This is a genomic window from Kitasatospora sp. NBC_00240, assembly GCF_026342405.1.
Classification (GTDB): Bacteria; Actinomycetota; Actinomycetes; order Streptomycetales; family Streptomycetaceae; genus Kitasatospora.
Window position 1 is genome coordinate 82,216 of the sequence record NZ_JAPEMU010000002.1, and the last position, 13,390, is coordinate 95,605.

Sequence of the window (13,390 nt, forward strand, 5' to 3'; positions counted from 1 at the left end):
GGATTTGGCGAGGGTGCCGGTGAGGTGCACCACCACGTGCCGCTCGACGACGGTGCCCGGGAAGTGGAGCGTCTGTGTGGAGGCCATGCCGCTCGGCAGGCCCTGCTGGAACAGTCCGGTAATGCGGCGCTGCTGGAGGGAGGTGCCCACGAGCTTTTCAATGCGGTCGTGGGACAGGCCCCCGGTGGTTTCCAGGGCCTCGCGCAGAGCGGCGGCGAGTTCCGGCGGCATGATCGGGGGCAACGGCATGTCGTCGGCGGCCAGGCTGACCAGCTCGCTGTCGCCCCACGGGCTCTCGGGGCCACTGTGCACCGTGGTCTGACCGGTACGGTCGGCGACCGCGGATGAAGTGTCGGTGGGCTGGAGCATCTTTTCGGGCAGCCAGTAGCGGACCTTGCCGCCCTCGACGCGCTCCCGGAGCAGTACGGCGCCGTGCGGGAGCCTCGCGTCGGGGCGGCCGAAGAGGACCGCGTCGGGCAGGTGGAGGGGGCGCAGCACCCTGGTGGGCACCTCGTAGCCGACCTGGCCGTCCTTGACACGCTTCCGGAGGAGTTTGTCGCCGTGTCGGGGGCGGGTGACGGTGGATGTCGCAGGCTCGGCGCCGGCTGGCCGGCCGGTGTGGTCCGGGGTGGAGACGGGGGGCGTGGTGCCGGCTTCGGTGTCCCGGGGGGCGGGGTGGAAGTCGATGGTGAGGACGGCGCGGCGGCGCAGGCGGGCAGAGCCGGCCGCGGAGCCGGGTCCGGGGTGCCCGGTGCCCGCGGAGCTGGTGGTGATGCTGATCTGGTCGACGCGCGGTTCGGGGCCGACGTGCAGCTTCTGCAGCTTGGTCGTGAGGGCGGATCGCAGGGCTTCGGCAGTAGCCTCCGCACGCTGCCGGCCGGTGTCCTTCGCGCGGGTCTCGCCGGAGCCGGTCCGGCGGCCGTTGCCGTAACCGACGATCTCAACCTCGGGCAGCGGCAGTCCTTCGCGCCGGTTCTGCAGGGCGCTGCGGGCCAGCAGGTCGGCCACGCGGTCGATGCCGGCGAGGTCCTTGACGGAGAGCTCCTTCGAGCCCTCGGTGAAGGTGAGGGTGTGTTCGGCGTCCTTGCTGGAGACGGGCAGGTTCTCGACGGGCAGGTCGGTACGGGGGCTGTCGATCCAGGCCAGTTCCTCGGTGACCCGGGTCAGCTTGTCGGCGGTGCGGTGCAGCCGGCCCTTGACGGGTGGCGGAACGACGGCGATCTGCACGTCGAAGGTGACGCCGTAGTCGAACCAGTGGGTGGGGCCCTGGAAGAGGATGCCGCCGGGTGCGGTGAACAGGAAGTCACCGGTGTTCAGGCTGTGTTCGTTGCGGCGGCTGTAGCTGTAGCTGGCGGTGCCGCGGGCGATCTGGTTTTCGCGGACGCCGAAGCCGTGGATGAGGTTCTTGGCCGCGGAAAGGGAGTAGCCGGAGCTGTCCGTGGTGTCGATGCCGTGCATCACGGAGCTGACGACGTTCATCTGGCGGTTTTCGTGGCGCCCGGTGGACAGGGGCGCGTCGGTGCGGTTCACCGGGGTTACCAGCACATGGGCGGTGGAGCCGTCGGGCAGGGGCAGGGTCTTGCGCAGACCCTGGCCGCCGAACAACTGGTCGACCTGGGTCTTGAGAGCGGAGGGGGAGAAATCCGCGGCGACCTGCCGGCGCAGCATGGCGCGGTCCATCGGGGTGAGGCCGGGGTTGGCGCCTTCGAGGAGTTTGAGGACGCTGTCGCCGGTCTTCCAGGTGGCGGTCCCGGTGAGCTGGACGTGTGCGGAGCCGACGCCCTTGTTGTTCCGGATCTCGCCGGGGACGCGGTGGTCGGGCACGGTCACGGGGATTTGGACGGGGGTGGTGGTGGGGGTGATGGCTTGGCGGACCGCTTCCTCGAACCGGTCCGCGCTGCTCTGGGGCACCCGGATGTGGACGGTACCGTCGCTGTGGACCACACCCTCGACGCCGGGCAGGTCGGAGAGCAGTTCGGCGGTGTGCTCCATCCGCAGACGGAAGGCGACCGTCGGCCCTTCGTAGCTGAGGTTCTGCCAGCGGCTGCCACCTCGGGTGAAGGCGGTGGAGCTACCCGCGTTGTTGGCGGCGGTGGCGCTGACCGTGGCGATGACGTTGTTGGCACGGCCGAAGGGGGCCGAGGGGTCGTCCCCGGTGAAGACTCCGGTGGCCTCGACGGTGATGGCCGCGGACCGGGAGTGGGTGTGGGACGTGCTGTCCATCAGGTAGCTGCGCTGCTCGTTCCAGAGCTTGGTGTCGATGTCGGCCGAGCCGAGACGCTGCACGGACAGCAGGCGGCTGCGGACGGTGAGGTGCACCTCCCCGCGGCCGACCGGGAACGGCTCGGAGGTGTGGCCGGCGCCGATCAGCTGCGCGAACTCGCGCATCTGGTTGCGCTCGCCGAGGAACAGCTTGAAGTGGTTAGCGGCCTCCGAGCCGGACTGCAGTGCGCCGGTGGGCAGCTTGCCCAGGACGTGGGGGCGCAGGCCTTCGATGCCGCCGATCGATTCGGGGTCCCACTCATCGAGCCAGAGTGTCTCGTCGAGGGCTTCCCGGGTGTGCTCGTCCCAGCCCTCGGGCGGGCGCTCGCCGAGCAGGCCGATCTCCTCACCCGGGCCGCCGGTGACGGTGTCGCCGTCGGTAGCCGTGTCGCTCTCGGAGACGGTGGCCATGCGAGGGGTAGCCCCCGACGGGAACGCCATGACGAGGTCGACGGGCACCTCGGGGCCGGAGGTGGTGTCCGTCTCGGCGCCTGCCTCGCGGACGGTGACGGTCAGGCCGTTGCCCGGGAGCTCGAAGTAGACCGACTCCCCGCCGACCGCGGTCCGCATGTCCTGGGTCACCGAAACGACGGCGTTACCCACGGTGGTGCTGCTCCCGGCCGAGAGGACCACGCCTGCGCCCACCGTCACGAGCGGTTCGGCTCCAGTCGGGATGAACGCCTTGAGCGGCAGGGTGACGCCCTTGCCGCGGGTGGAGCTGTCGACCACCACCGACTCGACGTTGGACGACGGGTCGAACGGCTGGGAACGCTCCTCACGCGGTCCTGTCCCGTTCTCGTAGCGACTGGTAGGGGCGTGGACCGCGTTGGCGCGGTCGGCGAGGGTGAGGTTGGCGCTGACGATCCAGCTGCGGCCGTCGGGCGCAGTCACCCGGAACTCGACGCCGCCGTGAACCAGGGAACGGCCCCATTCCTCGTCGCCGAACCAGGCGCGGTCACCATCGGTTGCGGACCGCAGGGCCGTCTGCACGGCCTCGTCTTGAGCGCTGGGGCCGAGCGCCTCGACGGCGGCGCGGTGCAGCTTCTCCGTCACGGCGTCGAGGTTGTGGATGCGACCGCCCAGGCCGAACTCCCCGTCGTGCTGGAAGCCCTCCGGCAGACGATGCGTGGCCTCGGATGTCACATGCTGAGGCGCGGGACCGGAGGACACGGAATTGGAGGACCCGCCGTCTTGCGAGTCGACCGGCTCATGGAGGTTCGCCGCCTCCGGCGATGGCACCGGTACGGAATCCCGGGTGCTGTGCTCAGGCGGGGTGGAGAGGGTGGTCAGCCCAGCGGATCCGGGGGTGGTGGCGGCGTCGGAGGTGGTGTCCGGCTCCGGGTGAGGACTGTCGGGAGCGGCCTCCCGACCGTCGTTCGTCTGCCCTTCTTCGGGTCCGCGGTTCAGCGTCTGGGTCGGCGACTCGTGATCGACAGAATCGGATGTCCGGGGAAACCCGAGAACCGACGACAACGTGTTGGGTTCCGCTGGCAGCGGTTCGCGCATCACGACCGGGTCCGTCATCACCTGTGTCATCACGACCGGCTGCTCCGGCCGCGGCTCGAAAACGCTCGCCACCCTCGACTGGTGTTGGCTGATCAGGTCGGGAAGCTGCGTGCGAAACCAGTCACGGACCCGCCAGTTGAGGCGGTCGCGCGGGGCGGAGACCTTGGGGTCGTGATACGCCGCGTATGCCTCGGCGAACCACTCCGCCGGACTGGAGAACTGATAGTTCGACAGTGCGTGACGATCCCGCTCGATCTTCAGATAGCTGACCCATACTCCGTCGGGGTCCACATGGTAGGTACGCCCGTTGATGGTGAGGGTGTCCTCCCCGCCGTCGGTCCTCGTCCAGGGGTGACTGAAGGCCATTTGGGCGAATTGCACCACATTGTCCAACCGGGACCTGAAGTCCTGGTCCTGGGCGGCGAAGTGCTCGGCCAGCCCGGACAGCGGGTCGGCATCGCGTCGGGCGTCCTGGGGCAGGAACGCGAGTGCCACCGTTTCGAGCAGCGGCATCCCGTCGGTGCCGACCACGTCCAGCCTGTCGCCCAGCCCGACGTGCTCCAGGACCCGCTGGGAGAGCCCCTGGATACTGCCGAAATCCGGGAAGGACTCCCATCCACCGAATTCCGGCCGGTGCGACATGCCGTCCAGCCAGCCGACCGCCTGGTCGATCGAATGCCCGACCTCGTGGCGAAGTGTCCACTTAACGAGGTTGCCGTGGGCCAATACCGAGGACACGCCCCCCATGACCTGGCGGTCCGGGCCGAGGATGTCCGTGGTGCCGAGCCCCTCGTACCCGGCCTTCGCACCTGCGTCCATGAAGAAGCGCTGGAAGGCGCTCCCCCGGTTCAGTTCGGTGTAGAGCCACGAAGGCAACCCAAGGGGAGAAACGATGTTGACGAGCTTGTCGTTGCCCTCGTAGGCGCTGGCTGCGCCCTCGTTCGGGTCCCCGGGCTGGATGGACAGCAGCTCCGGGTTGGCCTGCAGATGCTCGGGTGGGAGTCCGCCGAGCACCGCGTCGAGACGGTCGAGCATGGAGTGGCTGAAGTGCCTGGCGTTCTCCGCGTCCGGGCGGGGCCCGATCTGGATCCCGTACTTGGCAGTCAGCTCCTGTTCCCGTTCTGCGGCACCCCGGTTCCACAGGATGCCGGGGATCCCCTGACCTCCGCTCCAGCCGGTCCTTGTGACCTGCGTCGGTTTGATGTCCTGTCGCAACTCTGAGCCGCCTGCGGTAGGCCTCCCTTCGCCTGTTCGGGTCTCTGAGGTCGGGGCAAAAGAGACGCCGGACTCACGCATGGTCTGCAGAAAGGCAAGGTAGGTCGAGGGGGTGTCGTGGCGGTCGGGGGTGGTGTGTGTGGGCTCGGGCATCACAACAACCGGCTCGGGGCCGGCGTGTGTGGGCTCGGGCATCTCGATAACGGGTTCGGGCCCGGCGTGCACCGGCTCGGGCATCACAACAACCGGCTCCGGCCCGGCGTGCACCGGCTGGGGCATCACAACAACCGGCTCGGGAACGGTGTATGTGGGCTCGGGGTCGTGGTGGTTCCAGGTGGGCTTCTGCTCGGTGATGGTGTCGGGGTTGGTGGGGCGCAGGGTGCCGTCGGGGGTGGGGGTCCAGGCGCCTTGGGCGGTGTCGAGGTGGAGGTTGTGGGTGTTGGCGAGGGTTTGGAGGAGGTGGTGGGCGGCTTGTTCGGCGGGCCCGCCGGGGCGCATGAGGTCGGCGTTGGGGTGGGTGAGGAGGAGGTGGACGTGGTCGGGGGGGTTGGGTTGGCTGGTGAGGTTCCGCAAGAGGTGGTCGAGGGCGGTGTGGGTGGTGGTGTGGGTGGGGTCGGCGGTGACGGCGATGACGGGGCCGCGGGCGGTGGGGGCGAGGGCGTCGAGGGTGTTGAGGGTGTGGGTGGTGGTGTGGGGTTGGTGTTCGGTGGTGGTGTGGAGGTGGAGTCCGGCGGGGATGCGTTGGGCGTGGCCGTCGTCGGCGAGGTGCTGGACGGCGGTGTCCCAGGCGGGGGCCGGGGACAGGGGGCCTTCGTTGTGGGTGGGCTCGTTGGGGCGGAAGCGGGTCCACTGGCCGGAGCGGACGGTGGTGGCGCCGCTGTCGGTGACAGTGATCTTGCCGGAGGGCGCGGTGATGTCGACCTTGTGGGTGTCGGCGAGGCGCTGGAGGAACGCTGCGCCTTCGCCGGTGGCGGCGTGGTCCCAGGCGAGGCGCAGGGTGCGGGTGCCGGGCAGGGCGGCGAGCTCCGTGACGAGGCTTTCGACCCGCTTCTGGAGTTGCGGGCTGGTGGGGTCCCCGTGGATGGCAAGGGTGGCGCGGGCGGGGTCGGGAAGCAGGCGCGCAGCATCGAAGGAGGGGGTGGGACCGAACAAGAGCAGGCCCGCGGGGATCCGCTCGGTGCCGGGGAGTTCCCTTTGGCGCAGACCTTCGGTGAGGATCTGGTCCCAGCCGGGGGAGGGGTGGAGGGCGCCGAGGGGTTCGGCGGTGAGGGGGTGGGGTGGGGCCGGGGTGCCGGGGGTGGGGGTGTCGTTTCGGGTGATGCTGAGCCACTGGCCTTCGGTGGTGGTGGTGCGGCCGGTGTGGGGGTCGGTGGTGGTGCGGTCGTGGGCGTGGGCGTGGCCGGTTTCGGAGAGGGTGACGGGGCCGGTGGCGGCGACGACCTCGCGGATGTCGGGCAGGGATTGGAGGAGGCTTTGGGCGTGGTCGAGGCCGCGGTCGGGCATGATCAGGCGCAGGTGTTCGCGGGCCTGTGGGGGCAGGCCGGCGATGAGGGTGTGCAGGGAGCGGGCGGCGGCGCTGTCGGGGACGATGAGGGTGAGGCGGGCCGGGTCGGGTGCCAGTGAGCGGGCGGTGGGGGCGAAGGCGGGGTCTTCCGTGGCGCTGTGCAGGAGGATGCCGGCGGGGATCCGGGTTGCGGTGACCGGGCCGAGAGCGGTGGGCAGTGCGCCACCGGGGCCGGTCAGTGCCTGCTCCCAGCGGGGGGAGTCCAGGACCGCGCCCACCGGCCGTGACTCGACCCCGAACGTCGGGACCGCTGCGGTGGTGTGGGTGGTGGGAGCGCCGGTGGAGTCGGGGAGGGCGCCGGTGGGGCCGCCGCTCGCCGAGGAAACGGGAACCGTATCGGCGCTCGCGTCGGGAGTCGCGAACCCGGACGGGTCGGACACCGGATCCGGGTGCACGGTGGCGGCAGTGGGCGCGGCGGTGACCGGACCGGTGCCGGGCGCGGCATCATGGTCCGGCCCCTTCTGCTCGGTCGGCCCCGCCGCGTGCTGCTGCACCGTCTGCGCGGTGGTGGCGGTGGTGGTGTCGGGCAACGTCTGGCCGGCGTCGGTGTGCACACCGGTTTCGGCGTTCTGAGGGGGCGTGCCGGTTTCCGGCATGGGGATGGGTGAGGTCTCCCCGGTCGCGGTCGCGGTGACCGCGTCCGGAAGCGTCTGATCGGCTTCGCCTGCGGACCGCACCACATGCGTGTCGGGGCCCGTGCCCGAGGTGGGGCCCACCACGGGTCGGGCGCCGCCCTCCACGGTGGTAGTCCCGATGGGGACGGAGGCGCCCGAGGGCGGCACCGCGTGCACGGTGACGTGTGTGGGTGCGGTGGCAGTGATGGCGTCCGGGACGGTCTTCACGGTCGTGGTGCCGACTGCTGCAGGGGAGGCGGTGGGGGTGCGGTCGACGGTCTGTGTCGGGGTCACCTGTACCCACTGCCCGAAGCTCTGGTCACCCGTCCTGGCGCCGACCACGGCGTCGGCACCGGTGACGAACAGGGCGCCGTCCGCGCCCGCGAGCACCCGCCCCTCCGGGATGGTCACCCCGACGTTGTGGGTGGCGACGAAGCGTTCCAACGCGGGCATCTCGTGCGCGGTGACGGGGGCGGCGAGGACGATCTCGCGCGGCAGCGCAGCCGACGTACGCGGCGCCTGCTGGAGCGCGCCCCACACCGACTCCAGCTGCCGCACCACCCCGCCCGGCGCCATGTCGGGGGTGCCCACCACCAGCCGCGGACCGTCCTGCCCGCCGCCCATCGTGCGCACCGCCGACCCGAACGCCGCATCCCACGGCCCCCCGCCGGCCGACTCCGGACGCGCCCACCACGCACCACCCGACGTCTCCTCCAACCGCAGACCGTCCAACAGCGAGAACCCCGCACCCGAATCCGGCACCGCCACGAACGGCTCGAACCGCCCCCCGCCCTCGCCGCTCTTCGGCAGCCGCGCCAGCGCCGCTGCCAGACCCTTCGGCACCTCCCCCACATGAGCCCCGCCATGACGCGCACCCAACGCCCCCACCGCGCCCTGCGCCAACGCCGCACCCGTGTCCGTCACCGGCGTCCCCTGCACCGCCCGGAACCCCACATCCGCCAGCGCACTCACACCCGCCTGCTGCACCATCTGCCCCGGCAGACTCATCGTCCACTTCGGCGCGAACAGCATCTCCCCCGCAACCTCACGACCGGCCCCACCACCCACAGACGCCGACCGCCCCGCGCCCGCAGACGCGCCCTCCCCCGCGCCCAGGACCACCGACCGCTCAACCACCCCGGCCACATCACCCCCACCCGCACCCGCCAGCGCGCCCCGCGCAGCAACCTCCCCCTTCGCCAACCCCGTCACCACACCCAGCCCCAGCAGACCCGCCAGGGCACCGATCCCACCCGAGATGAACAGCGACCCCACATCGAAATGGTCACTGTGACCCTTGCCCAGCACGATCCCCTGCGCCAGCCCGTCCGCCGTCACCATGAACAGCGCACCCGCACCCGCCGCCACCACACCCCGCACCAACCACACCCCGACCTGGGCCAGCAGCTCCTGCGCGAGCGCCTCCACCCCCGCCAGCCACCCCAGCGACGCACCCGCGGTGAACGGCGCCACCGCCAACGCCCACGCGATCGACGCCGCCAACCACGCACCGATGATCATGGCCTGGTACTTCGCCTTCTCCACCTGCGCAGCGGTCTCCCGCACCCCACGCGAAAGCCGCTCCGCCGCATCGATGAACGCCGCGATCCCCGACTCCTGGAAGACCCGCTGCATCATCGCGTCGTGGGCCTGACGCGCGTCCCCCTCCCAGCCCCGCACAGCCGCCGACTGCCACGCCAGCGCCCGCCCCAGCTCCGCCGCATCCGCGACAGCCCGCTCATGCACACCCGCCAGCCGCCGCAGAGCATCCTCATCCGCCGACGGCCACACCCCCACCAAGTACTTCGCAACCGCCCGCAACTCCGGCGGAAGATCGAGCGACACCCCTCAACCCGCCGATCGCTCGTTCTTCACATAGTTCGTCGACGCCCGACTCGTCGAGGCCCCCGCCTCACCCACCTGGTCGGCCACCGACTTCAGGCTGTCGGCCAGTTGCTTGCTCGCCCCCACGTACCAGCCGGCGAAGGCCTCGGCATACTCGTCCCCCTCGCCCCAGGGCGAACCCATCGCGGCCAACGAGTCACAGAACTGCTCGTACGCGCGCCGCACGTCCTCGGCCTGCACCGCGAGCTGCGCCGCGTGGGAGTCCAGCGCGCCGGTGTCGACCGACATGTAGTCCGAAGCCATCGTCTGCGCCTTTCTCCAGTGCCAGGACCCGTGCCCGGCTACCTCATCAGCTAGCTGCCGGCAGAAGTTTCGGCAGGAGGCGAACGCTAGTGGCGTGGCCCGATTCGTACACAGGGCCCTGGGGCCCAAAGATCGGGACCTGAGCTGCAGGTCTTCGTCCATCCGCCCGGATTTCCGACCTGTCAGGCCCCTTGGGCCCAGGCCCTGCCTGCAGAGCCTGGGCGGGAGCGCACAAGGATCGGGGCCAGCGGTGGACGTGGCAGGCTGCGTGCCGGCACCCGGTGGGACTGCTCAAGCACGCGCAGCACCTGCACGTGGCGATCCCGCTCCGCCGACGGCCTGCCGTCTCGCTGCACCGGCGAAGGCCAGCATGCAGGAGGGGATTTTACTCCTCGTCGTCGTACCTGCTGGCTCGCGTGGGCCCCGACTGCTTCGGGAAACCGTCGCCCGAGAAGAAGTCGACGGGCTCGAACCGTCCTTCCATGACATCGTCGATATTCACGCCCTCGGGGGCCAGCGGGGCCACCATGGACTTCAGGCTGTCCATCACCTGCGAGCGGGCCCGCCCGATGGTGTCGAGAATCAGGTGTTCCAACTCAGGCCTTGCCATGGAGCGGTAGCCGTCGGAGTGGAACTTCAATGCCGTGAGTTCTCCCTGTGCCCCGACCGTGGCGGTCAGCAGGCGCTTGGGTGAGGTCGCCGAGGCGGATATCTCCCGCATGCGCTGGTGCAGCGAGGAGAATTCCGCCATCCGGTCGTTGAACTGCTGGCGCAGCTTGTCGACGTCGAAGTCCGAGAACGAGTCCATTGTTTTTCCCACTCTCCGCGATATCAGTTCTGGGGTGATCTGCCGATGACGCCGCCGTGGCATTCGGCGCCGTCCGTCCCCCAGACCTCGTCGTCCTCGAGGAGCCAGGTCGTGCGCTCCCGTTCGCTGTCTGTCTGGCGCTGCCCCCCAGCGCCTGTCATGGGTGGCATGTACGGCATGCCGCCCATCCCGCCCATGGCACCCGCAGCGCCGCCTGGCCCCATGGCGGCACCGAGACGGCCGACGGCAGCGCTCTCCTGGGCGGCAGCACGTGCCGCCCCGGCCTCGGCGGCAGCGAACCGACCGGCCTGACCGGCGCTAGCCGTCAACCCAGCGACCTTGGGATCCGAGCGGAGCAGGCCGGCGAACTCGTTCTCCAGCGGGGTGGGTTTCAGGTTCGGGTCGAACTTCGAGGGGCCGATGAGAGCGCCTTCGAAGGCCCCGGCCGCGCCGGGTACCTTCCCCCCCAAGCCGAGGTTCGGGCGGCCGACGAGTCCGCCTTCGGAGGCCCCGGCCAGGCCGGATACCTTCCCCCCCAGGCCGAGGTTCGAGAAGCCAGGATCAATGGCTGGGAGCTTGCCCAGCGAACCCGGGCCTCCTGTCGACGCCCCGACGCCCGACGAAGATGTGGCCACTCCGCCCAACTGTGGGGGCGGAGGCATCTTGACCTGGTTGGACAGCGACCGCGGCTGAATGCCCGAGCCGCCACCAGTGCCGCCCCCGGCACCGGCCCCGAAGATCGGCATCGGACCGATGGAATTGGCACCAACACCACCAGCACCACCAAGCCCCCCGAGGTCACCGATCTGCGGAGCACCCAGATCCCCCACACCACCAGCACCACCACCGGGACCCGCACCACTCAGCCCCGCACCAACACCACCACCGGGACCCGCACCACTCAGCCCCGCACCAACACCACCAGCACCACCAAGCCCCCCGAGGTCACCCAACTGCGGAGCACCCAGATCCCCCACACCACCAGCACCACCACCGGGACCCGCACCACTCAGCCCCGCACCAACACCACCAGCACCACCAAGCCCCCCGAGGTCACCCAACTGCGGAGCACCCAGATCCCCCACACCACCAGCACCACCACCGGGACCCGCACCACTCAGCCCCGCACCAACACCACCAGCACCACCAAGCCCCCCGAGGTCACCCAACTGCGGAGCACCCAGATCCCCCACACCACCAGCACCACCACCGGGACCCGCACCACTCAGCCCCGCACCAACACCACCAAGCCCCCCGAGGTCACCGATCTGCGGAGCACCCAGATCCCCCACACCACCAGCACCGACGCCACTGGGCTGCGAGAGCTCGCGAAGCTGCGGAGCACCCAGATCTCCGGCGCCACCGTCGACACCACCGAGCCCCGACACATCACCCAGCTGCGGGGCAGCCGGCAGCGGCTTCAAAGCAGGAGAGGGTTCCTTGTCCTTGCTGCCGGGGTCGGTCAGGTCGCCCAACTTCGGCGGAGCGGGGAGGACCCCGCCGGGGCCGCCGGCAGGGGATCCGGCTCCCGAGAACTCGGGCGACCCCGGGGACGGCATGTTGACGATCCCGGTACGGTAGTATCCCGCGAGATCCTTCAGCAGATCCCGCATTCCTTCCGTTATCGGCTCCCAGAGCGTGGGAAAGTCAGCGACACGATAGAAAGTTTGGCCATCCTTCACTTGCACCGGGGGGTAGTCGTGCGTTTTCATCCATTCCATTTGTTGACTGGAATTCAGGCCCGACCACCAAGCGCCCAACACCCGGGTCGCGTGGTGCCAAATTTCCAGGACGCCGTCCTGTGTCACAGCGAGGGCACGTCCGGATTCGTCGAGGTGGACCTGGTGGTGGTTCAGGGCCGTGGCGTGCTCGACCAGGACGGTCTCCGCCCTGCTGAGGAGGTTGGAGAACATGGTCGCGGTGGGGCCGGACCAATAGTCGCCGCGCTCCATTTGCCGGCTCAGCTGGGAGATGATCTGGTGCGCATCCGTCATGGCGACTGAGGCGTCGATGACCGCTTCCTTGGCCTGGAAGAGAGTCTCGGGCTCAGGGGCAATCCAGCCTGCGGACTTATCGTTGGCGTAGCCCTTGTCCTGGCCCCGGAAGATATGGAGGATGGCGGCCGCGTCCCAGGCATCGTAGTCAGCGTTCTTGGGCGCCTGGAATCCTTCGGATTCCGCGGGCTTCTCTTTGTCGGCCACTGGCTGACACCTCTCGTACGATCACCTCTGGCCGGAGCCGCTACTGCGGCGCCTATGACTACGACCGGCTACGCCGCCGGGGTCTCCTCCGTGACGCCGGTCTCAGTGCCGGCCTTCGGCACGTCGACCTTCGACCCACCCACGGTGGGGGGATTACTCACGTCTGCCCCACCGGGCAGGCCGGGCTGGGTGGAGGAACCGAAGAGGGGAGCCATCTCCTCGAGGAAGTGCTTGTTGAGCTCGTCGGCGTTGGTGTAGCGGCGCGCCACTTCCTCAAGCTTGTCTGCAACCTTGTTCAGTTGCTCGCGGATCCTGGCGTTGTTCTCCATGATGTTCCGGATACGGCCGTCACGGCCGGACCCGACGAACTTGCGCAGGTCGTCGCCGTCGGGGAACTCCCCGGGCCGGAGATCGGTGACGGAGGCGAGCAGCGGCTCGGCCCGGTCCATCGGCTTCGTGGCCTCCCTGAGCAGCCCTGCGATCTTCACGATGACGTCAGGTGTCACCGACACGGCGCCGGCTGACGGCTGGGCACCACCCAGCGTGTACCCCTGCCCCACATCACTCATCAGGTTCTCCTAGACACTGTGCCGCGCGCCGGTGGGCACGCTCTCTGTGCATGCACTCCGCGCCCTTGACCAGGCACGGCGGACGCAACTGCACCCGACAGCCGATGAGCGACCGCCGGGTAGAGGAGGTGACGCCCGGACAGGTGCGGTCCGGGCGTCACCCGTCGATCCGATGCGGGTCATCCACCAAACATGGCGGCGTTGGTCCGCTCGGTGCGCTGGGTGTTGCCGGCGATGCTCTCCAGCGTCGCGCCGGAGGTGCTGAGGGTGCGGCTCATCTGGGCGCACTCCTCGTACCACTTGCGCTGCAGGATGGCGTACGCCTCGACGGCGTCGCCGGTCCAGTGGGCCTTCAGCTTGCTGACCTTCTGGTCGAGCTGGTCCAGCTGGTTCTTGATGTCGTTGGTGGCCTTTTGGAGGTCGGCGACAACCATCTGCACTTCGCCGAACTTCATGCTGTACTGAGCGGTCATCTGAAGTCCCTGGTGAGTTTTGAAGGGTCT

The 13,390-nt window shown here is 69.8% G+C and carries 7 protein-coding genes (1 of these 7 cut by a window edge); 1 reads left to right on the forward strand and 6 read right to left on the reverse strand.

The features are described 5' to 3' along the window. On the reverse strand, positions 1-8,193 hold the beginning of the coding sequence (locus tag OG689_RS40300; RefSeq protein ID WP_266327959.1) for a hypothetical protein. The gene continues 21,195 nt to the left of window position 1, outside the view; the window shows 8,193 of its 29,388 coding nt (coding positions 1-8,193); it begins with the start codon at positions 8,191-8,193; its stop codon lies off the left edge, out of view. Positions 8,194-8,458: 265 nt separating this feature from the next. Here OG689_RS40300 and OG689_RS40305 point away from each other — a divergent pair, with 265 nt between their 5' ends. Continuing rightward, positions 8,459-8,815 (forward strand): hypothetical protein, encoded by a 357-nt coding sequence (locus OG689_RS40305; RefSeq protein ID WP_266327960.1) that lies wholly within the window; start codon positions 8,459-8,461, stop codon positions 8,813-8,815. A gap of 194 nt (positions 8,816-9,009) precedes the next feature. Here the strand turns inward: OG689_RS40305 and OG689_RS40310 are convergent, their stop codons facing one another. The 5 genes from OG689_RS40310 to OG689_RS40330 all read right to left on the reverse strand — a co-directional run bounded on the left by OG689_RS40310 (position 9,010) and on the right by OG689_RS40330 (position 13,360). Then, on the reverse strand, positions 9,010-9,309 hold the full coding sequence (locus OG689_RS40310) for a hypothetical protein (protein WP_266327962.1): 300 nt from the start codon (positions 9,307-9,309) through the stop codon (positions 9,010-9,012). A gap of 385 nt (positions 9,310-9,694) precedes the next feature. Further along, a complete protein-coding gene (locus OG689_RS40315; protein ID WP_266327964.1) occupies positions 9,695-10,117 on the reverse strand; it encodes a YbaB/EbfC family nucleoid-associated protein in 423 nt (140 codons plus the stop codon). A gap of 23 nt (positions 10,118-10,140) precedes the next feature. Then, entirely contained in the window at positions 10,141-12,318 is a 2,178-nt protein-coding gene (locus OG689_RS40320; protein WP_266327966.1) for a hypothetical protein, read from the reverse strand. Positions 12,319-12,386: 68 nt separating this feature from the next. Continuing rightward, positions 12,387-12,887: a hypothetical protein gene (locus tag OG689_RS40325; RefSeq protein WP_266327968.1), complete on the reverse strand. Its 501-nt coding sequence runs from the start codon at positions 12,885-12,887 to the stop codon at positions 12,387-12,389. Positions 12,888-13,066: 179 nt separating this feature from the next. After that, positions 13,067-13,360 (reverse strand): WXG100 family type VII secretion target, encoded by a 294-nt coding sequence (locus tag OG689_RS40330; protein WP_266327970.1) that lies wholly within the window; start codon positions 13,358-13,360, stop codon positions 13,067-13,069. Positions 13,361-13,390 lie beyond the last annotated feature (30 nt).